The sequence below is a fragment of the Rahnella perminowiae genome (assembly GCF_019049695.1).
GTDB classification, from domain to species: Bacteria; Pseudomonadota; Gammaproteobacteria; order Enterobacterales; family Enterobacteriaceae; genus Rahnella; species Rahnella perminowiae.
On record NZ_JAFMOT010000141.1, the window covers coordinates 1 to 19627 of the forward strand.

22 protein-coding genes are annotated in these 19627 nt (G+C 51.5%); 15 read left to right on the forward strand and 7 right to left on the reverse strand.

Annotated elements, in window-relative coordinates:
* Positions 1–150: 150 nt before the first annotated feature.
* On the reverse strand, positions 151–2226 hold the full coding sequence (locus J1781_RS01465; RefSeq protein WP_217138445.1) for a YccS/YhfK family putative transporter: 2076 nt from the start codon (positions 2224–2226) through the stop codon (positions 151–153).
* 61 nt (positions 2227–2287) lie between these two features.
* Positions 2288–2920, reverse strand: coding sequence for a cAMP-activated global transcriptional regulator CRP (crp, locus tag J1781_RS01470; protein WP_013573634.1), 633 nt, complete (start codon positions 2918–2920; stop codon positions 2288–2290).
* Between the two features lie 362 nt (positions 2921–3282).
* Between crp and J1781_RS01475 the strand changes: the two genes are divergently transcribed.
* On the forward strand, positions 3283–3690 hold the full coding sequence (locus J1781_RS01475) for an OsmC family protein (RefSeq protein ID WP_217233113.1): 408 nt from the start codon (positions 3283–3285) through the stop codon (positions 3688–3690).
* A 3-nt stretch (positions 3691–3693) separates the two neighbouring features.
* Here J1781_RS01475 and J1781_RS01480 read toward each other — a convergent pair whose 3' ends face one another.
* The 3 genes from J1781_RS01480 to J1781_RS01490 form a co-directional block, all read right to left on the reverse strand.
* A complete protein-coding gene (locus tag J1781_RS01480) occupies positions 3694–4563 on the reverse strand; it encodes a phosphoribulokinase (RefSeq protein ID WP_129953771.1) in 870 nt (289 codons plus the stop codon).
* Between the two features lie 151 nt (positions 4564–4714).
* Complete coding sequence (locus tag J1781_RS01485; protein ID WP_129953770.1) at positions 4715–4960, reverse strand: YheU family protein; 246 nt, start codon at positions 4958–4960, stop codon at positions 4715–4717.
* Entirely contained in the window at positions 4957–5952 is a 996-nt protein-coding gene (locus J1781_RS01490; RefSeq protein ID WP_217138443.1) for a hydrolase, read from the reverse strand. The genes J1781_RS01485 and J1781_RS01490 overlap by 4 nt, the downstream gene beginning before the upstream one ends.
* A gap of 100 nt (positions 5953–6052) precedes the next feature.
* Here J1781_RS01490 and J1781_RS01495 point away from each other — a divergent pair, with 100 nt between their 5' ends.
* Positions 6053–6655 carry a LysE family translocator gene (locus J1781_RS01495; RefSeq protein WP_129953768.1) on the forward strand — a complete coding sequence of 201 codons (603 nt, stop codon included), beginning with the start codon at positions 6053–6055 and terminating at the stop codon, positions 6653–6655.
* Positions 6656–6709: 54 nt separating this feature from the next.
* Here J1781_RS01495 and J1781_RS01500 read toward each other — a convergent pair whose 3' ends face one another.
* Positions 6710–8629, reverse strand: a complete 1920-nt coding sequence (locus tag J1781_RS01500; protein ID WP_129953767.1) for an ABC transporter ATP-binding protein — start codon at positions 8627–8629, stop codon at positions 6710–6712.
* Positions 8630–8758: 129 nt separating this feature from the next.
* Between J1781_RS01500 and kefG the strand changes: the two genes are divergently transcribed.
* The 4 genes from kefG to slyD all read left to right on the forward strand — a co-directional run bounded on the left by kefG (position 8759) and on the right by slyD (position 12205).
* Positions 8759–9313: a glutathione-regulated potassium-efflux system ancillary protein KefG gene (gene kefG / locus J1781_RS01505; RefSeq protein ID WP_129953766.1), complete on the forward strand. Its 555-nt coding sequence runs from the start codon at positions 8759–8761 to the stop codon at positions 9311–9313.
* Complete coding sequence (gene kefB, locus J1781_RS01510; protein WP_129953765.1) at positions 9313–11121, forward strand: glutathione-regulated potassium-efflux system protein KefB; 1809 nt, start codon at positions 9313–9315, stop codon at positions 11119–11121. The genes kefG and kefB overlap by 1 nt, the downstream gene beginning before the upstream one ends.
* A 76-nt stretch (positions 11122–11197) precedes the next feature.
* Positions 11198–11401 carry a YheV family putative zinc ribbon protein gene (locus tag J1781_RS01515; RefSeq protein ID WP_129953764.1) on the forward strand — a complete coding sequence of 68 codons (204 nt, stop codon included), beginning with the start codon at positions 11198–11200 and terminating at the stop codon, positions 11399–11401.
* A 198-nt stretch (positions 11402–11599) separates the two neighbouring features.
* Entirely contained in the window at positions 11600–12205 is a 606-nt protein-coding gene (gene slyD / locus J1781_RS01520; RefSeq protein WP_217138442.1) for a peptidylprolyl isomerase, read from the forward strand.
* 70 nt (positions 12206–12275) lie between these two features.
* Here the strand turns inward: slyD and J1781_RS01525 are convergent, their stop codons facing one another.
* Complete coding sequence (locus tag J1781_RS01525; RefSeq protein ID WP_129954166.1) at positions 12276–12494, reverse strand: protein SlyX; 219 nt, start codon at positions 12492–12494, stop codon at positions 12276–12278.
* Between the two features lie 293 nt (positions 12495–12787).
* Between J1781_RS01525 and fkpA the strand changes: the two genes are divergently transcribed.
* The 9 genes from fkpA to J1781_RS01570 all read left to right on the forward strand — a co-directional run.
* Positions 12788–13648, forward strand: coding sequence for an FKBP-type peptidyl-prolyl cis-trans isomerase (gene fkpA, locus J1781_RS01530; protein WP_217219988.1), 861 nt, complete (start codon positions 12788–12790; stop codon positions 13646–13648).
* A gap of 264 nt (positions 13649–13912) precedes the next feature.
* Positions 13913–14635, forward strand: coding sequence for a helix-turn-helix transcriptional regulator (locus tag J1781_RS01535; RefSeq protein ID WP_165383750.1), 723 nt, complete (start codon positions 13913–13915; stop codon positions 14633–14635).
* Positions 14632–15024 (forward strand): sulfurtransferase complex subunit TusD, encoded by a 393-nt coding sequence (tusD, locus tag J1781_RS01540; RefSeq protein WP_129953760.1) that lies wholly within the window; start codon positions 14632–14634, stop codon positions 15022–15024. The genes J1781_RS01535 and tusD overlap by 4 nt, the downstream gene beginning before the upstream one ends.
* A 22-nt stretch (positions 15025–15046) precedes the next feature.
* Complete coding sequence (tusC, locus tag J1781_RS01545) at positions 15047–15406, forward strand: sulfurtransferase complex subunit TusC (protein WP_129953759.1); 360 nt, start codon at positions 15047–15049, stop codon at positions 15404–15406.
* A gap of 13 nt (positions 15407–15419) precedes the next feature.
* Positions 15420–15707: a sulfurtransferase complex subunit TusB gene (gene tusB, locus J1781_RS01550; protein ID WP_129953758.1), complete on the forward strand. Its 288-nt coding sequence runs from the start codon at positions 15420–15422 to the stop codon at positions 15705–15707.
* A gap of 143 nt (positions 15708–15850) precedes the next feature.
* The gene (gene rpsL, locus J1781_RS01555; RefSeq protein ID WP_013573668.1) at positions 15851–16225 is read left to right on the forward strand and encodes a 30S ribosomal protein S12; all 375 of its coding nucleotides are present in this window, start codon (positions 15851–15853) and stop codon (positions 16223–16225) included.
* A 96-nt stretch (positions 16226–16321) separates the two neighbouring features.
* Entirely contained in the window at positions 16322–16792 is a 471-nt protein-coding gene (gene rpsG, locus J1781_RS01560; RefSeq protein ID WP_005969574.1) for a 30S ribosomal protein S7, read from the forward strand.
* A gap of 96 nt (positions 16793–16888) precedes the next feature.
* Positions 16889–19003 (forward strand): elongation factor G, encoded by a 2115-nt coding sequence (gene fusA, locus J1781_RS01565; protein ID WP_129953757.1) that lies wholly within the window; start codon positions 16889–16891, stop codon positions 19001–19003.
* A 71-nt stretch (positions 19004–19074) separates the two neighbouring features.
* On the forward strand, positions 19075–19627 hold a 553-nt coding region (locus J1781_RS01570), incomplete at its 3' end, for a GTP-binding protein (protein WP_217233114.1).

The window sequence follows — 19627 nt, forward strand, 5'->3', positions numbered from 1 at the left end:
GACCAAGAGGGCTATGACGAGCCCTCTTGGTCGGTTTCGGCGCGGTGAGTTAAGCGATCACGGCAATTGAAAAGCCGAAAGTTTCTCCATTTCAAAAAGCAGTCTGGCTGCAAGCCAGTAAAAAGGGGGATTTGAAAGGGGTCTCCCCCTTCACGCCCGCCGCGTCAGCCAGATCCCATGATGTGGTCGTTGCTTCCACGCCAGTGACGAGATCGTATGCATTACGCTGAGATGTGAAATCACGCGCCGCAGGTGGCGTTCCATTTCGGTCAGCGGCATATCCGGATGAAGTTCCGGCGCATTAAACAGATTATTCTCGCTGCCCGGCCCGTCATAGAGCAGTCGTTGCTGGCAGCTTTGCAGTGCGATTTCGCAGGTCTGCAAATATTCCGTCGCCAGTTTTTCCGGCAACATATAATGTTCGCGTGCGAGGATTGTCATCGCGTTGATATGTTCGACCACAAACTGGCTGTGTGTCACCCATAACCGCATGTCTGCCAGATAATGCGAGTTAAAGCCGGGCTCCTGCATCGCCTGGTTTAAAGAAGTGAACAGCTTATTGTGCGCCTGATTGACCCGCATACGGGTATACGCCAGTTTTGCGGTGTCGGGGTTTTCCTCAAGCAGCAGACGGATAGCGTCCTGATACGTTTCCAGCGCCTGATGCGCGTTCTGGCGCAGCAAACCGCTTTGCCATTGCGGCCATAGCCAGAGGGTGCCACCGAAGGCCAGCGCACAGCCGAGCAGCGTATCGACCAGTCGTGGTATCAGAAAATGCACACCGTTCATCGCCAGTAGTTGCAGGGTATACACTGCCGTCACCGTCATGCCGACCATCGCCAGCCCGTAATTTTTGCGTAAAACCGTATAGGACAACAAGGTGATCAGCAGCATGCACAGCAGCGTGGTGCTTTCCGGTAGCGCCAGTTTTAACAATCCTGAAGCAATCAGCAAACCGGCCAGCGTACCGAGCGCACGGTGCTGGATCCTGACCCGCGTGGCGTTATAGCCGTTCTGGCTGACCAGCATGATAGTCAGCAAAATCCAGTACGGTTTGGGCAAATTGAAGAACAGCCCCAGGCTGCTGCCAATCGCTAAAATAATGCCCAGACGCGCGGCATTACGCAGTGCCACGGATTTGAAAGAAAGATAGCTTTTTAGCGCAGTCCAGAAGGGCAGACGTGGCTGGGTGCTCATCAGATCGCGCCGGTATAACGGGCGCTGGGTCCGCAGCAGGCGTGCAATGCGGCTGAAATGGTAATAACAAAACTGGCCAACCGGATTGTCCGGGTTACGCGCGGCGATTTTCTCCAGCGCAGCCAGCTCATTGGCCATGGTAAAGCGCTCAGATAAACGGTGATAAAGAATATCGCCGGCAATCACCCGAAGACGGGTGGAAATCACCTGCGCATTGCGGCGGATTACCGCTTCTGCATGGCTTTCCTCAACCAGTTTCTGTACTTCCTCCGGCTGATGCAGGCTGACGGTAATGTGCTCCTGCAAATCGAGAGCAACCTGAAAAAGCTGAAACAGTCGCTTATGGTGATGATGATGTCCGTGTTGTGGCAGCATGTGTAATTGCTGATAAAGCAGGGCAATCAGATCGATAACCTGCTGCTGACGGGTAAGTAATGGCGGCAACGCCGTCTCGGGATCGGTATGTTGCGTCAGCAGACTGTACTTGGCCTCGAAATAATCCGCGAGTTGCAGATAAAGCTGGCTGAGCGTTTCGCGCATAGGCTGTTCTTGCGAAATACGAAACCACACCCAGTTAAACACCCCGTACCAGGCTGTGCCTGCTGCGAACAGCACCGGTGCCTGCCACATCGGGCGCACGCCGACCATACTCAGTGTGAAAATAGTGGCTACCAGCGCGCCGGGTAACAGGCGCGCATGTAACGGGCTGATTTCACCGGTAACGCCGAGCAATAACGCCAGTGATAGCATGATCAGCGGCAGCGGAACGTGCCAGTTTTCCAGCATCAGTTGCAGCAGAATGCTGCTCACGGCAAACAGTGAACCGCCGACGATCAGACGTTTGAAAAAGCGTTTGTGCGGGGTATCCAGACCGGCGATGTTACAGCAGGCCGGGCAGAGGGAAAACAGCAGACCCATTTGCAAGTTGCCAAACAGCCAGCAAATGCCAACAGGCAGGCACAACACCAGCGTCTGGCGCAGCGCGTAATTCACTTCAGGATGGTAAAACAGTTTTCGCCATAACGTCATGGGTAAAGCTTAGCCCATAAAAAAGGCGCGACAGTATTCTGCCGCGCCAATTTTCGAGGGATTAACGTGTGCCGTAAACGACAATCGTTTTCCCGTGTGCGGAGATCAGGCTCTGATCTTCCAGCATTTTGAGGATTCGTCCGACTGTTTCACGTGAACAACCGACGATTTGGCCAATTTCCTGACGGGTAATCTTGATTTGCATCCCGTCCGGATGGGTCATTGCATCAGGCTGTTTAGCCAGGTTGAGCAACGTTTGAGCGATACGACCGGTTACGTCGAGGAAGGCAAGGTTGCCGACTTTCTCTGACGTCACTTGCAGACGGTTGGCCATCTGCGCGGAGAGACGCATCAGAATATCCGGGTTAACCTGAATCAGCTGGCGGAACTTTTTATACGAAATTTCAGCCACTTCACAGGCAGTTTTAGCACGTACCCAGGCACTACGTTCCTGACCTTCTTCGAAGAGTCCCAGCTCACCGATGAAGTCACCTTGGTTAAGGTAGGACAGTATCATTTCCTTGCCTTCTTCATCTTTAATCAGGACAGCAACTGACCCTTTCACGATGTAGTAAAGCGTTTCGGCTTTTTCACCCTGGTGAATCAGCGTACTTTTAGAAGGATACTTATGTATATGACAGTGAGACAGGAACCATTCAAGAGTCGGGTCTGTTTGTGGCTTGCCGAGAACCATTAGCTATTATCCTCTGTTGTTATCGCTGCCCAAAATCACAGGGCTCAGAGTTCCCTGTATGGCACTTCAAATCCAAAGCGCCCTTTCAGCATATAACTCCCCAGAAATGCTGCAAGCGGATGTCGGAGTGCAACAGCCTGTTTATTGCTGTTAACACCGTGGGTTCTGTTCTTAAACCGCAAAAACCGTCACCGCAATTTACTGGAAAGTATGTTTCGGCTTTGTTTGTAGCACAGGTTTGAGATGCTGTCTTCTGTTGTCTCGCTTCAGCATGATGGCGATCGGGTTACGTTGCCAGATTTTGGTCTAAAGGGTACTCTGAGAGCAGATTTCTAAAAGTTTATTCACCGGGAGAATAGTTCATGCACGCACGTGTCAAATGGGTTGAAGGGCTGACCTTTTTAGGTGAGTCAGCGTCGGGTCATCAGATTTCAATGGATGGTAACGCGGGCGATAAAGCCCCAAGCCCGATGGAAATGTTACTGATGTCCGCAGGCGGCTGCAGTGCAATTGACGTGGTATCTATTTTACAGAAAGGCCGTAATGACGTGCGTGATTGTGAAGTGAAGCTGACTTCACAACGCCGCGAAGAAGCGCCGCGTCTGTTCACGCATATCAATCTGCATTTTATCGTCACCGGTAAGGATCTGAGCGATAAGATTGTTGAACGTGCGGTCAGCCTGTCTGCCGAAAAATACTGTTCAGTGTCTCTGATGTTGGGTAAAGCGGCCACCATCACCCACAGCTTTGAAGTGATTGCTGCGGAATAAAGTTTACTCGATTTTCTTACCTTCCATCAGGCGCTGCACCAGTGGCGCCATGATCAGCTCCATCGCCAGCCCCATTTTCCCACCTGGTACCACCAGCGTTTTGATGTGCGAGATAAATGACCCCTGCAACATTGCCAGCAGATAGGGGAAATCGATGTCGTCCAGTCCCTGGAAATGGATCACCACAAAGCTTTCATCCAGTGACGGAATGGCTTTTGCTGCGAACGGGTTTGAGGTGTCGATAGTCGGCACACGCTGGAAGTTGATGTGGGTGCGGGAAAACTGCGGCGTAATGTAGCTGATATAATCATCCATCGAACGCACGACGGAATCCATCACTGCTTCACGTGAATGGCCACGCTCCCCGGTATCGCGCACCAGTTTCTGGATCCACTCCAGGTTAACGATAGGCACAACGCCGACCAGCAAATCGACCTGGGCGGCGACATCAATTTTGTCTGTCACTACACCGCCGTGCAGGCCTTCATAGAATAAGATATCCGTTGGTTCCGGCAACGCCTGCCATGGCGTAAACGTGCCCGGCACCTGATTATAGGGAACCGCTTCGTCATAAGTATGCAAATACTTACGTGAACGGCCGGTGCCGGTTTTGCCATATTCGATAAAGCTTTTTTCCAGCAAACCAAAGTCATTGGCTTCCGGCCCGAAATAACTGATGTGCCGCCCGAGATCGCGTGCCTTACGGATCGCGGCATCCATTTCAGGACGGGTGAAATGGTGAAAACTGTCGCCTTCCAGCTCCGCAGCACGTAAGCCAAGCTGTTGAAATATTTTACGAAACGCCACGCTGGTGGTCGTGGTGCCTGCACCGCTCGAACCGGTAACGGCAATAACAGGATGTTTGGCTGACATAAATGCTTTTCTCCAGAAAGGGGATACAGGCTGGCGTGACGCGGTCTTTTCTGTGGTTGAAAATGTAGTGCCGTGCTGCGCATAATTAAGCCTATTGTTACCATATTTATTCGCGAAGTGACAGGTTGTCACAACCTGCTTTCGAGCGGCTCTACCCGTCCTGCGGCACTTCTTCCTGCCCGGCGCGGAACTGACCGCGTGGCATAATATTCAGCGTTTCATGCAACTCTGACCATACCAGTACAATATCACCGCTTTTCAGCTGACGTTTCACGTCATCGACTTTTTGTTCCAGCGATCTTTCCTGCTCGCCGTAATCGGTGCCTTCGCGCAATACGAAGGATTCCACCACGCTGGTGAGCAGTTCAGGATCCAGTTCCTGCCAGGGAATAATCACTCTGTTTTTTCCTTAGTCTTATTTTCTAAATAGGGGGCGATCCAGGCCGGAATGCGTTGTTCCAGCCACATTTGGGGGTTACGTAAGCTGCCGGACACAAAGCCGACATGTCCGCCATGTTCCGTTAACTGATATTCCACGCAATCCGGTAAATCTTCTGCTTTCGGGATGACGTCGGGTGTCATAAACGGATCGTCTTTGGCGTGGATAATCAGCAGGGGGGTTCTGACCTGTGCCAGTAACGGCAGACCGCTGCACCGGCGGTAATAATCCAGCGCGTCGGTAAATCCGTGCGCTTTTGAGGTAATGGCATCGTCAAATTCACGAAGACGACGCATGGCTTTCAGTTGCGCCAGCGTGACGGGCAATGTCCCAGGGTATTTTGCCAGCTTACGCGAGGCATTGCCTTTGAGCTGACCGAGCAGATAGTGCTGATAAATCCGTGATGAACCGCGTTCCAGCCGGTAAGCGCAAGGTTCCAGCATCAGCGGTGCGGAGACCACCACGGCGGCGCTCAGCGTACAATTTTCGCCTTCCTGCCCGAGATAACATGTCAACATATTGCCGCCGAGTGACACACCTACCGCGCCGGTCGGGACTTCGCCATAGGTCTCATTGAGCCAGTGAATGAAAAAGCGGGCATCTTCGGTTTCACCGGAATGATAAATACGCAGCAGCTTATTAGGTTCACCGCCGCATCCGCGGAAATGCATGACCACACCAAGCCAGCCTTTGTCTTTCCACGCCTGCAATAAGCCGTGCGCATACGGGCTGTAAAAGCTGCCTTCCAGGCCGTGAAACAGGATCATGCGAGGTTTATGTCGCGCCTGTGCCGGATCTTCACTCCAGGCTAAATCCAGAAAATCGCCGTCCGGCGTATCCAGCCTTTGCCAGTGAGGTTTAAGTGTTGCATGCCGTCTTATCAGTCGCGGTAACAGCGTCTGGAGGTGCGGATTACTGGCCCCGCGTAAGGGGCGAAAGGTTTCAACCATAAGATGAATAAATTTCTCTTAAGAGGCTCTTGTGCGATCAATATCACGCTGTTAGCTTCAATGCTATCGCACATCTTTCGGGTCGGAGAACCCAAATTAAATGGAACCTGGTTTATTTTTATCGATGCTTGGATTTTTATGGGTCGCCGCCATTACCCCCGGCCCGAACAATATGTTACTCACCACGTCTGGCGCTAACTTTGGGTTCTTCCGTTCACTTTGGCTGATGGTCGGCATTATGCTTGGTATGCAAAGTATTTTGCTGCTGGTGGCCTTTGGTGTCGGCGGTCTCATCACGATTTATCCTGCGTTACACCTGTTTCTCAAAATCGCCGGTAGCCTGTATCTGCTGTGGCTGGCGTGGAAGATTGCAACGTCTGCCTATGAAAAACTGGAAACCGGTGCGCCGCCGCCAAAACCGATCCGTTTGTATCAGGGCTGGTTGCTGCAATTTCTTAATCCGAAAGCCTGGCTGATGGGACTGGGTGCGGTCGCGAGCTTCAGTCTGGCGGGCGCCGCCTATAATCCTTCGATTGCCGGTATCAGCCTTGGGATGTTCCTGGTGAACCTGGTATCGGGCATTATCTGGCTTGGCTTCGGCACGGTGATTGGTCGCCTGCTGCGCAGCAAGCGTGCGTGGTACACTTTTAACATTGCGATGGGTATTCTGACCGCCGCCTGTGTGCTGTTAATCTGGCATTAATTTACAGACAAAAAAGGAGCCATCACGGCTCCTTTCCCGTTTGTGAGCATACGATCAGCTGTCGATATCAAAAGTTTTAGACATTTCTTCCAGTTGTTCCTGGGCATCGAGCCAGGTCATTTCAGTCTCTTCCAGCGCACCTTTCACTTTGGTCTGCTGTTGCAGACACTCCGTGAGATCGGCCTTACGGCTGATGTCATAAATGGCGGAGTCGGCCAGACGGGCTTCAATTGCTGCCAGTTCGGTACCCAGTTTCTCCATCTGTGCTTCCAGCCTGGTGATTTGCTTGCGCAGTGGCTGAGTCTGGTTGCGGAAATCGGCTTCGCGACGTTTCTGATCTTTACGCGATTGCGCACTGTTAACGCCGCCGTCTTTAGCCGGTGCATCCTGCTGGCTTTCCTGACGCTGAATGTCCACCAGCCATTGCTGATAATCTTCCAGATCGCCGTCGAACTGTTCCACTTTGCCGCCGTGTACCAGATACAAATCGTCAGTAGTGGAACGCAATAAGTGGCGGTCATGCGACACGACAACCATCGCACCCTCAAAGTCGATCAGCGCTTCGGTCAGTGCCTGACGCATGTCGAGATCCAGGTGGTTGGTCGGTTCATCAAGCAGCAGCAGGTTAGGGCGCTGCCAGACAATCAGCGCCAGCACCAGGCGCGCTTTTTCACCGCCGGAGAACCGCCCGGTAGGATCCGTCACTTTATCGCCGTGGAAACCAAATCCGCCGAGATAATCGCGCAATTGCTGTTCGGTTTCTTTATTCGCCAGACGCACCAGATGTTGCAGCGGCGAATCTTCTGCGCGCAGGAACTCCAGCTGATGCTGAGCGAAATAACCGAGTTTGACGCCTTTCGCCAGCCCAATGTCCCCGTGAAGCGGCGGCATGGTTCCGGCCAGCAGTTTGATAAGCGTCGATTTACCTGCACCGTTACGGCCGAGTAAACCGATACGTGAACCCGGCACCAGATTCAGTTTGATCGACTCCAGAATCGTGGTGTCGCCATAACCGGCGCTGACCTTTTCCATCCGCAGCAGCGGATCGGGCAAGCTTTCCGGTGAGCGGAAGCTAAAATGAAAAGGATTGTCTACGTGCGCCGGGGCTATCAGCTCCATGCGCTCCAGCATTTTAATACGGCTCTGCGCCTGTTTGGCTTTGGTCGCCTGCGCCCGGAAACGATCGATATAACTTTGCAGATGCGCCACTTTTTCCTGCTGACTTTCAAACAAAGCCTGCTGTTGCGACAGTTTGGTCGCACGCTGGCGTTCGAAAGACGAGTAGTTACCGGTGTATTCGTTCAGCGTCTGCTGTTCGATATGCAGTATTTTATCGACAATAGGATCCAGAAAATCACGGTCATGAGAAATCAGCACCAGCGTGCCGGTGTAGCTTTTCAGCCACTTTTCAAGCCAGATCACCGCGTCTAAATCCAGGTGGTTGGTCGGTTCGTCAAGCAGCAGTAAATCGGAACGACAAATCAGCGCCTGCGCAAGGTTGAGACGCATGCGCCAGCCGCCGGAGAAGGATTTGACCGGCTGCTGTAACTGATTCTGCGTAAATCCCAACCCGCTGAGCAGGCTCGCCGCACGCGCCGGAATGGTCCAGGCGTTAATTGCATCAAGTTTACCGTGCAGCGTGGCGATGGCGTGGCCGTCATCGCGGTCGTTGGCGTGCTGTAATTGTGCTTCCAACTGACGGAATTCGCGGTCACCGTCGATAACATACTCTATTGCAGGCTCGTCCAGAGCCGGTGTTTCCTGATTGACCCAGGCCAGTGCCCAGTTGGACGGAAAAGTCAGGTTGCCTGCGTCGGCGCTCATTTCACCTTTAAGCAGTGAAATCAGGGTGGATTTACCGCAGCCATTTTTGCCCACCAGCCCGACTTTCTGGCCGGGATTGATGGTCGCAGACGCGTTGTCCAGCAGCACGTTAGTGCCGCGTCGGATTTGTAAGGAGGAGAAAACAATCATAAAGCGCCGTGTTGAGAGTATGTTAAATTGTCATGATAATGATTTAAACAAGACGTATCGCGTCCCATTTTGTCTTTGCGAAGCATGGTAACGGAAAAACCGCACCCTGACGACGCTTTGGAGGTATTGATGTCGCAGCCACCAAAGGTTTTGCTGCTTTACGCCCACCCGGAATCACCCGATTCAGTCGCCAACCGCGTTTTGTTACAGCAGGCACAGCAGCTTGAACATGTCACCGTGCATGATTTATACGCCCACTATCCTGATTTTTTTATTGATATCCACCGTGAACAACAGTTGCTGCGCGAACACAAAGTGATCGTCTTCCAGCACCCTCTTTATACTTATAGCTGCCCGGCATTATTGAAAGAATGGATGGATCGCGTGCTGGCGCGGGGGTTTGCCAGCGGTGCTGGCGGGAATGCACTTAACGGCAAATACTGGCGTTCGGTCGTCACCACCGGTGAGCCGGAAGGCGCATACCGTGCAGGCGGTTATAACCGCTATCCGATGTCTGACATTATGCGCCCGTTTGAACTGACTTCGGCGATGTGTCATATGCACTGGATGACGCCAATCATTATTTACTGGGCACGACGTCAGAAACCTGATGTGTTGCAAAGCCACGCTGAAGCCTACGGTGAATGGCTGCGATCCCCGTTACCGCACGGAGGGATCGTCTGATGGATGTTTCAAATATACCTACGGCAATCCTGCTGTTTTTATTCGCTGCGGTGGTCGCGGTGCCGCTGGCGCAACGTTTAGGTATCGGCGCGGTGCTCGGCTATTTGCTGGCTGGCATTGCCATCGGTCCGTGGGGCTTAGGTTTTATCCGTGACGTGGATGAAATCCTGCACTTCTCTGAACTGGGTGTGGTTTTCCTGATGTTTATCATCGGGCTGGAACTGAACCCCGGAAAATTATGGGCGCTGCGGCGGCAAATTTTTGGCGTTGGTGCCGGGCAGGTGATCCTGACCGCGCTGGTGCTCGGCGGCCTGTTGTATCTCACGAAGTTTTCCTGGCAGGCAGCGGTGATTGGCGGTATCGGGCTGGCGATGTCATCGACGGCGATGGCATTGCAACTGATGCGTGATAAAGGCATGACGCGTAATGAAGGCGGCCAGCTCGGTTTCGCCGTGCTGCTGTTCCAGGATATTGCGGTGATCCCGGCACTGGCCCTGATTCCGATTCTGGCTGGCAGCTCCGAAGGCAGCAATAACTGGGAAATGATTGGCCTGAAAGTCCTGGCGTTTGGTGGGATGCTGATCGGCGGACGCTATCTGCTGCGACCTATTTTCCGGCTGATTGTGGCCTCCGGCGTGCGGGAAGTGTTTACCGCCGCCGCGTTGCTGGTGGTGCTCGGTTCGGCATTGTTTATGGATACGCTGGGCTTTTCGATGGCGCTCGGGACATTTATCGCCGGGATTTTGCTGGCGGAAAGCGAATATCAGCACGAACTGGAAATCGCCATCGAGCCGTTTAAGGGTTTACTGCTCGGGCTGTTCTTTATTTCTGTCGGTATGGCATTGAATCTGGGCGTGCTTTACACCCACATTTTGCTGGTGCTGGCGGGTGTGATTATTCTGGTGGCTGTTAAAACCGGCGTGTTGTACGGGCTGTCCCGTATTTTTGGTTTACGTACTTCGGTCCGGCTGCAATTCTCTGCCGTTCTCAGTCAGGGCGGGGAATTTGCTTTCGTGCTGTTCTCAGCGGCGGGTGCGCAAAAAGTCATTTCTTCCTCGCAACTTTCGTTGTTGCTGGTGGTGGTGACGTTATCCATGATGACCACGCCGCTGCTGATGCAGTGGGTCGACCGGATTCTGGTGAAGCGTTATAACGACGGCGAAGAGAGCGATGAAAAACACTTTGTGCAGGATGACGAGCCGCAGGTGATTATTGTTGGCTTCGGGCGTTTCGGACAGGTGATCGGGCGTTTGCTGATGGCCAACAAAATGCGCATTACGGTGCTGGAGCGCGATATCAGCGCCGTCGGGCTGATGCGCACTTACGGCTACAAAGTGTATTACGGCGATGCGACCGAACTGGAACTCCTCAGAGCATCCGGTGCGGAAAAAGCAAAATCAATCGTTATTACCTCCAATGAACCGGAGGATACGATGGCGATCGTGCATTTATGCCAGCAACATTTTCCGCATCTGAATATTCTGGCGCGTGCCCGCGGACGTGTTGAAGCGCATGAGCTTTTGCAGGCGGGCGTCGTGAATTTTTCCCGCGAGACGTTTTCCAGTGCGCTGGAGTTAGGTAAGAAAGCGCTCGTGACGCTGGGCATGCATCCGCACAGTGCGTATCGTGCACAACAGCATTTTCGCCGTCTCGATATGCGTATGTTGCGCGAACTGGTGCCGCAAAACCGTGGCGATGTGGCACAAATTTCCCGTGTGAAAGAAGCCCGGCGCGAACTGGAAGATATCTTCCAGAGCGAAATGCATAACGAACGCCGCCAGCTTGATGGCTGGGACGATGATGAATAGTCCGGTAGCGAAAAAAAATTCGGTTGTTGATCGAAAACTGACCGGACGCAATGTCGGCAATTTTTGGAGAAGTAATATGGCTATAACGCGTAAACGGTTCATCGCTGGCGCGGTGTGTCCGAAATGTAAGGCGATGGATACGCTGGCTTTATGGCAGGAAGATCAGGTGGAAGTGGTGGAGTGTGTGAAGTGCGGACACCATCAGCGTCAGACGGATGCGCAGGTCAGCAAAAAGCTCCGGCCGGAAGAGCAGGTGATTGGTATTTTCGATCCGAAGTAGCGTTATGGCTCGTGTTTTTTTATGCTGTTAGTACAGAGACGCGGATTTCCGCTACACTCTTCGCCAAATTTATCCGGTCGCGCTTTTCAGGATGATCTCATCGAAAAGTGGCCGTCACTGAATTAGCCTTAAGCGAAGTTGCGTGCGTTACGAAACGCCCGCAGACAACAAATTGAGTTTCCAACGGTAGGAGTTATCATGAAAGTAGCAAAAGACCTGGTCATCAGCGTGGCATATCAGGTTCGTACAGAAGACGGTGTGTTGGTTGATGAATCTCCGGTGAGCGCACCGTTGGATTACCTGCACGGCCATGGTTCCCTGATCTCCGGTCTGGAAACAGCGCTGGACGGCCATGCCATTGGTGACGTTTTTGACGTGCATGTTGGTGCGAACGATGCTTACGGCAACTACGACGAAAACCTGGTTCAGCGCGTGCCTAAAGACGTGTTCATGGGTGTTGATGAGCTGGAAGTCGGTATGCGTTTCCTGGCTGACACCGACCAGGGCCCGGTGCCTGTTGAAATCACTGAAGTTGACGGTGACCACGTTGTGGTTGACGGAAACCACATGCTGGCCGGTCAGGATCTGAACTTCCACGTTGAAGTTGTCGCTATCCGTGAAGCAACCGAAGAAGAACTGGCTCACGGCCACGTTCACGGCGAACACGGCCACGATCATGATCATGAACATGAACATGGTGAAGGTTGCTGCGGTGGTCACGGCCACGACCATGATCACGACCACGGTCATGATCACGGTAAGAAAGGTGGTTGCGGCGGAAACGGCGGTTGCGGTTGTCATTAATCGCGTTGCACGTTTAGCAGTTAAAGAAAAAGGCGCCCCCGGGCGCCTTTTTGCTACGTTGAAATCAGCATCAATAATGCGGCGGAGGGGTTTCTTCCGACTGATCGGCAATCATTGATGGCTGGCTGGCACGGAGTTTGTCGGTCAGCAGACGCAGGTGATCTTGCAGTCTGCTCATTTCCAGCTGATGTTGTGTGACAATCATGTTCAGCTCTTCAATGGTAATCTCCTGGAAAGCCAGCTTGTTTTCCAGCATCTCCAGACGTTGTTCAACGGTGTTTGAGTTCATCATCATTACCTCACTGTGTGGCCCACGTTGATCATGTTGAGCATTGACCGGAACCTCATCCTGTATTGTAGACCGGCGATTCTACCCGTAAAGCCACAGGATTACCTGACCTCCCTGACGCTTTATCCGTATATGCCGATCCTGTGACGAAACTTATTGATGCAAAAAAGGTCGGAATAAGACGCTAATGGCGTGTATAGAGATTGTTTTGTCGTGAGACGGACAGTTATAGTAACCGCCGAACTTTCGTAATTATTACCAGAGGTCATACACTTCTGGTCTTGGAGAAATGGATGAAATCACTGTTTAAAGTAACTCTGCTGGCAACCACCATGGCTATCGCCCTGAATGCCACTCAGGTTATGGCTGCTGAAGCCACAGCACCGGCCGCTGCTGCAACTGCGCCAGCCGCCGCCCCTGCTGCAACTGCTCCGGCAGCAACAGACACGGCCAAATTCAAAAGTGATGACGAGCAGGCTGCCTATGCTCTGGGTGCATCTCTGGGTCGCTACATGGACAACTCCCTGAAAGAGCAAGAAAAGCTGGGCATCAAACTGGATAAAGACCAGTTGATCTCTGGCGTTCAGGATGCGTTTGCAAATAAAAGCAAACTGTCTGATCAGGAAATTGAGCAGACTCTGCAAACCTTCGAAGGCCGTGTGAAAGCATCCGCGCAGGCTAAGATGGAGCAGGATGCCAAAGCTAACGCTGACAAAGGCGACAAATTCCGTGCTGATTTCGCCAAAGAAAAAGGCGTGAAGAAGACTGAATCAGGTCTGCTGTATCAGGTTGAAAAACCAGGTGCCGGCGCAGCACCTAAAGACAGCGATACCGTTGTTGTTAACTACAAAGGTACGCTGACGGACGGAACTGAGTTCGATAACTCTTACACCCGTGGTGAGCCGTTGTCCTTCCGTCTTGACGGTGTAATCCCTGGCTGGACCGAAGGCCTGAAGCACATCAAGAAAGGCGGCAAAATCAAGCTGGTCATCCCACCGGCACTGGCTTACGGCAAAACTGGCGTTCCGGGGATCCCGGCTAACTCCACGTTGGTGTTCGACGTTGAACTGCTGGATGTGAAAGCCGCGCCTAAAGCTGATCCAAAAGCTGCAGAAAAACCTGCTGAAGCAGAAGCTGCACCAAAAGCAAACTAAGTCGTGCTGAGTTACTGCATAAAAACCGTCGCTTAACGCGGCGGTTTTTTTTGGCATATGACTTTTATTTGAACCAGCCCTTCTTTTTATTGCGGTTACTCTATGATGATAACTTGACGCTTTTGTCTCCCCGGCATAACGTCACAGATCCATATAATCGTCAGGCCGTTTATTCTGTATTTTTGATACAGTAACGCCCCTGAATTGATGAATAATGCGTCCTGACTCCCGTTGGAAGGCGCGATATAGAGGGTGGTAGCTTCAATGTCTAATTCGCTTATAACTGGCGAAACCGGCGAACTGGATTTGCTGGACCAACGTCCTTTCAGCCAGGTTGATCACGAGATTTTGTCTTCCTACGAGGCTGTGGTGGATGGGCTGGCAATGCTGATTGGTGAGCATTGCGAAATTGTTCTGCATTCTCTGGAAGACCTGAAATGTTCAGCGGTTCGGATTGCTAATGGTGAGCATACTGGTCGTAAAATCGGCTCGCCGATTACTGATCTGGCACTGCGCATGCTGCATGATATGACCGGTGCTGACAGTAATGTGTCCAAAGCCTATTTCACCCGTGCGAAAAGTGGCGTGCTGATGAAATCTGTCACCATTGCCATACGCAACCGTGAGCAGCGTGTGATTGGCCTGCTGTGCATCAACATGAATCTTGACGTACCTTTCTCGCAAATTATTCAGACGTTTATGCCACCGGAGACGCAGGAAGTTGCCTCGTCCGTTAACTTCGCTTCATCCGTGGATGATCTGGTTGCCCAAACGCTGGAATTTACGATTGAAGAAGTCAATGCTGATCGTAATGTGTCGAACAATGCGAAAAACCGTCAGGTTGTACTGAATCTTTATGAAAAAGGTATTTTTGATATCAAAGATGCCATCAATCAGGTTGCTGATCGCCTCAACATTTCCAAGCATACGGTCTACCTGTATATCCGCCAGTTTAAAAGCGGTGAGCTGGTGGGGAACGAACGTTGAAACTGCGTTACTGCCTGCTGGTCACCGGCCCTGCATACGGCACTCAGCAAGCCAGTGCCGCGTACCAGTTTGCACTGGCGCTGATCTCCAGCGGCCATCACCTCGACAGCGTATTTTTTTATCGCGAAGGTGTGCTTAATGGTAATTTGCTTTCCGCGCCGGCCTCCGATGAATTCGATCTGGTCCGGGCCTGGCAGCGTATGGCCGCAGATTATCAGGTGGCACTGAATGTGTGCGTGGCCGCCGCGTTGCGTCGCGGTGTGATAGATGAAACGGAAGCCCATAATCAGGGGCATGGGCAGACTAACTTACAACCAGGTTTTACCCTGACCGGGTTGGGCAGTCTGGCTGAAGCTTCGCTGACCTGTGATCGTCTGGTACAGTTCTGATGTGTGAATACAGGGAGCAAGAATGAAGAAGATAGCGTTTGTATTCACGCAGGGCCCACACGGAACGTCCGCAGGGCGGGAAGGGCTGGATGCTTTGCTGGCGACCTCAGCGCTGACTGAAAGCATCGGTGTGTTTTTCATGTCTGACGGTGTTTTCCAGTTAATGCCAGTGCAGCAACCGGAAAAAATTTTAGCGCGTAATTATATTGCCACGTTCGGCGTGTTATCTCTTTACGATGTTGATCAGTGTTTTGTTTGTGAAGAGTCTTTAAAGACGCGGGGCCTGTCTGCTGGTCATGAATGGGTTCTGAATGTTGAGACGTTACCCGTTGCTGAAATTCGTCAGCGATTGGCTGATTATGATGTTGTCATGACGTTTTAAATCAGGAAATCCTATGCTTTTTACGCTTGCCAATTCCCCGCAACATTGTGATTTTGCATTGCTTATTAATATGATCACCCAAGACGATGCGCTTTTGCTGATGCAGGACGGTGTACTGGCCGCACTTGATGGCAGTGAGGCATGCAACCTGATGAGTCATCATGTGCAGTCTATTTATGTTTTAAGCGAAGATTTGGCGGCTCGTGGTTTGGTTGGTCAAATTTCACACAAAATCACGTTGATCGACTATACTGGTTTCGTCGCGCTGACTGAGAAACATGCCCAGCAAACAGCATGGTGAAACATCGATGTGCTGTATATTTCTTGACACCCTCTTAGGTCAGCCCTAAAATTCTGCGTCCCCATATTAGCTAATGCTTTTTATGGGGCGATTTATCACGCGTTTACAAAGTAGTTTATGAACCAAAATCCAGGAGCTTTTTAATGGCAACAATTAATCAGCTGGTACGCAAACCACGCTCTACGAAGGTTGCTAAAAGCAACGTTCCAGCGCTGGAAGCTTGCCCGCAGAAACGTGGCGTATGTACTCGTGTATATACTACCACTCCTAAAAAACCAAACTCCGCACTGCGTAAAGTCTGCCGTGTGCGTTTGACTAACGGTTTTGAAGTTACCTCCTACATCGGCGGTGAAGGTCATAACCTGCAGGAACACTCCGTGATCCTGATCCGTGGCGGTCGTGTAAAAGACTTGCCAGGTGTGCGTTATCACACCGTCCGTGGCGCACTGGACTGTTCAGGCGTTAAGGATCGTAAGCAATCTCGTTCTAAATACGGCGTTAAAAAGCCGAAGTCTTAATGGTTCTCCGTTAAGTAAGGCCAAACATTTTCACTTTACTGTCAAAATAAACTCTTAGAGTTTTGGACAATCCTGAATTAACAACGGAGTATTTCCATGCCACGTCGTCGCGTCATTGGTCAACGTAAAATCCTGCCAGATCCTAAGTTCGGATCCGAACTGCTGGCAAAATTCGTCAACATTCTGATGGTAGATGGTAAAAAATCTACTGCAGAAGCAATCGTCTACACTGCTCTTGAGACCCTGGCTCAACGTAGCGGTAAAGGCCACCTGGAAGCTTTCGAAGTCGCTCTGGACAACGTTCGTCCGACTGTCGAAGTTAAGTCCCGCCGCGTAGGTGGTTCAACTTATCAGGTTCCAGTTGAAGTCCGTCCGGTTCGTCGTAATGCTCTGGCAATGCGTTGGATCGTTGAAGCTGCTCGTAAACGCGGTGATAAATCCATGGCTCTCCGCCTGGCGAACGAACTTTCTGATGCTGCAGAGAACAAAGGTACTGCAGTTAAGAAACGTGAAGACGTTCACCGTATGGCTGAAGCCAACAAGGCGTTCGCCCACTACCGCTGGTAATCACTTCGCAGTAGTTATGCTAACCAAGCGGGCGCTTCAAGAAGCCAACCCGCTTGGGTTAACTGAACTTGAACGTCCTAGTTATAGAGGAATCAAATGGCTCGTAAAACACCCATTGAGCGCTACCGTAACATTGGTATCAGTGCTCACATCGACGCCGGTAAGACAACCACTACCGAACGTGTTCTGTTCTACACCGGTGTAAACCACAAAATCGGTGAAGTTCATGATGGCGCAGCCACCATGGACTGGATGGAGCAGGAGCAGGAACGTGGTATTACCATCACGTCCGCTGCGACTACCTGTTTCTGGTCAGGTATGGCTAAGCAGTTCGAACCACACCACATCAACATCATTGACACCCCAGGGCACGTTGACTTCACCATCGAAGTTGAACGTTCTATGCGTGTTCTTGATGGTGCGGTAATGGTTTACTGTGCTGTTGGTGGTGTTCAGCCACAGTCTGAGACCGTATGGCGTCAGGCAAACAAATATAAAGTTCCACGTATCGCGTTCGTTAACAAAATGGACCGTATGGGTGCTAACTTCCTGAAAGTTGTTGATCAGATTGAAAAACGTCTGGGCGCAACTCCGGTGCCTCTGCAACTGGCGATCGGCGCGGAAGAGAAATTCACCGGTGTTGTTGACCTGGTGAAGATGAAAGCAATCAACTGGAACGAAGCCGATCAGGGCGTGACCTTCGAATACGAAGAGATCCCAGCTGATATGCAAGAACTGGCTGAAGAATGGCGTCAGAAACTGGTTGAGTCCGCTGCTGAAGGCTCTGATGAGCTGATGGAGAAATTCTTTGGTGGCGAAGAGCTGACTGAAGAAGAGATCAAAGCTTCTCTGCGTAAGCGCGTTCTGAACAATGAAGTTATCTTGGTTACCTGTGGTTCTGCGTTTAAAAACAAAGGCGTACAGGCAATGCTGGATGCTGTTGTTGAGTATCTGCCTGCACCGACCGACGTTGAAGCTATCAACGGTTTGTTGGATGACGGTAAAGACACTCCGGCAGTTCGCCATTCTGACGATGCTGAGCCGTTCTCTGCTCTGGCGTTCAAAATCGCTACTGACCCATTCGTGGGTAACCTGACGTTCTTCCGTGTTTATTCCGGTCTTGTCAACTCAGGTGACACTGTATTTAACCCAGTGAAATCACAGCGTGAACGTTTGGGTCGTATCGTTCAGATGCACGCGAACAAGCGTGAAGAAATTAAAGAAGTTCGTGCAGGCGATATCGCTGCAGCGATCGGTCTGAAAGACGTGACTACCGGTGACACTCTGTGTGATCCAGATAATGTGATCATTCTGGAGCGTATGGAATTCCCTGAGCCGGTAATCTCCGTTGCGGTAGAACCAAAAACCAAAGCTGACCAGGAAAAAATGGGTCTGGCTCTGGGCCGTCTGGCGAAAGAAGACCCATCATTCCGCGTTTGGACTGATGAAGAGTCTGGTCAGACAATCATCGCAGGTATGGGTGAGCTTCACCTGGACATCCTGGTTGACCGTATGCGTCGTGAGTTTAACGTTGAAGCTAACGTCGGTAAGCCGCAGGTTGCTTATCGTGAAGCGATTCGCGCTAAAGTTACTGATGTTGAAGGTAAACACGCTAAGCAGTCTGGTGGTCGCGGTCAGTATGGTCACGTTGTGATCGACATGTATCCATTAGAACCTGGCACGAATCCGAAAGGATATGAGTTTGTCAACGAAATCAAAGGCGGTGTAATTCCTGGTGAATTCATCGGTGCGATTGACAAAGGCATCCAGGAACAGCTGAAATCAGGTCCGCTGGCCGGTTATCCGGTAGTAGATCTGGGCGTGCGTCTGCACTTCGGTTCTTACCATGACGTTGACTCCTCTGAGCTGGCGTTTAAACTGGCCGCTTCTATCGCCTTTAAAGATGGCTTTAAGAAAGCGAAACCAGTTCTGCTTGAGCCTATCATGAAGGTTGAAGTAGAAACTCCGGAAGAGAACACTGGTGACGTTATCGGTGACCTTAGCCGTCGTCGCGGTATGCTGAAAGGCCAAGAATCTAACGCTACTGGCGTTGTGATTCATGCTGAAGTTCCGCTTTCCGAAATGTTCGGTTATGCGACTCAGTTGCGTTCACTGACCAAAGGCCGTGCATCTTACTCCATGGAATTCCTGAAGTATGATGATGCGCCGAATAACGTGGCCCAGGCCGTTATTGAAGCTCGTGGCAAATAAGCCACTGGTTTAAACACAATGATCCCGTGCTCTCTCTTTGAAGGGAGAGCACAAGAGTAAGGAATATAGCCGTGTCTAAAGAAAAATTTGAACGTAACAAACCGCACGTTAACGTTGGTACTATCGGCCACGTTGACCACGGTAAAACTACCCTGACTGCAGCAATCACTACCGTTCTGGCTAAAACCTACGGCGGTTCTGCACGTGCATTCGACCAGATCGATAACGCACCAGAAGAAAAAGCTCGTGGTATCACCATCAACACTTCACACGTTGAATATGACACCCCGACTCGTCACTACGCGCACGTTGACTGCCCAGGGCACGCCGACTACGTGAAAAACATGATCACCGGTGCTGCTCAGATGGACGGCGCTATCCTGGTTGTTGCTGCAACTGACGGCCCTATGCCTCAGACGCGTGAGCACATCCTGCTGGGTCGCCAGGTTGGCGTTCCATACATGATCGTGTTCATGAACAAATGCGACATGGTAGACGATGAAGAGCTGCTGGAACTGGTAGAAATGGAAGTTCGTGAACTTCTTTCTGCTTACGAATTCCCAGGCGACGACATCCCGGTCATCAAAGGTTCAGCGCTGAAAGCACTGGAAGGCGATGCAACGT

What these genes read in the sequence shown, in the direction of transcription:
- tusB (WP_129953758.1), top strand. Translation starts at nt 15,420, where the DNA reads ATGCTTTTTACGCTTGCCAATTCCCCGCAACATTGTGATTTTGCATTG.
- J1781_RS01525 (WP_129954166.1), bottom strand. Translation starts at nt 12,494, where the DNA reads ATGAACTCAAACACCGTTGAACAACGTCTGGAGATGCTGGAAAACAAG.
- J1781_RS01465 (WP_217138445.1), bottom strand. Translation starts at nt 2,226, where the DNA reads ATGACGTTATGGCGAAAACTGTTTTACCATCCTGAAGTGAATTACGCG.
- J1781_RS01480 (WP_129953771.1), bottom strand. Translation starts at nt 4,563, where the DNA reads ATGTCAGCCAAACATCCTGTTATTGCCGTTACCGGTTCGAGCGGTGCA.
- J1781_RS01515 (WP_129953764.1), top strand. Translation starts at nt 11,198, where the DNA reads ATGGCTATAACGCGTAAACGGTTCATCGCTGGCGCGGTGTGTCCGAAA.
- kefG (WP_129953766.1), top strand. Translation starts at nt 8,759, where the DNA reads ATGTCGCAGCCACCAAAGGTTTTGCTGCTTTACGCCCACCCGGAATCA.
- rpsG (WP_005969574.1), top strand. Translation starts at nt 16,322, where the DNA reads ATGCCACGTCGTCGCGTCATTGGTCAACGTAAAATCCTGCCAGATCCT.
- J1781_RS01475 (WP_217233113.1), top strand. Translation starts at nt 3,283, where the DNA reads ATGCACGCACGTGTCAAATGGGTTGAAGGGCTGACCTTTTTAGGTGAG.
- J1781_RS01495 (WP_129953768.1), top strand. Translation starts at nt 6,053, where the DNA reads ATGGAACCTGGTTTATTTTTATCGATGCTTGGATTTTTATGGGTCGCC.
- tusC (WP_129953759.1), top strand. Translation starts at nt 15,047, where the DNA reads ATGAAGAAGATAGCGTTTGTATTCACGCAGGGCCCACACGGAACGTCC.
- kefB (WP_129953765.1), top strand. Translation starts at nt 9,313, where the DNA reads ATGGATGTTTCAAATATACCTACGGCAATCCTGCTGTTTTTATTCGCT.
- J1781_RS01490 (WP_217138443.1), bottom strand. Translation starts at nt 5,952, where the DNA reads ATGGTTGAAACCTTTCGCCCCTTACGCGGGGCCAGTAATCCGCACCTC.
- rpsL (WP_013573668.1), top strand. Translation starts at nt 15,851, where the DNA reads ATGGCAACAATTAATCAGCTGGTACGCAAACCACGCTCTACGAAGGTT.
- J1781_RS01500 (WP_129953767.1), bottom strand. Translation starts at nt 8,629, where the DNA reads ATGATTGTTTTCTCCTCCTTACAAATCCGACGCGGCACTAACGTGCTG.
- crp (WP_013573634.1), bottom strand. Translation starts at nt 2,920, where the DNA reads ATGGTTCTCGGCAAGCCACAAACAGACCCGACTCTTGAATGGTTCCTG.
- fkpA (WP_217219988.1), top strand. Translation starts at nt 12,788, where the DNA reads ATGAAATCACTGTTTAAAGTAACTCTGCTGGCAACCACCATGGCTATC.
- slyD (WP_217138442.1), top strand. Translation starts at nt 11,600, where the DNA reads ATGAAAGTAGCAAAAGACCTGGTCATCAGCGTGGCATATCAGGTTCGT.
- J1781_RS01535 (WP_165383750.1), top strand. Translation starts at nt 13,913, where the DNA reads ATGTCTAATTCGCTTATAACTGGCGAAACCGGCGAACTGGATTTGCTG.
- fusA (WP_129953757.1), top strand. Translation starts at nt 16,889, where the DNA reads ATGGCTCGTAAAACACCCATTGAGCGCTACCGTAACATTGGTATCAGT.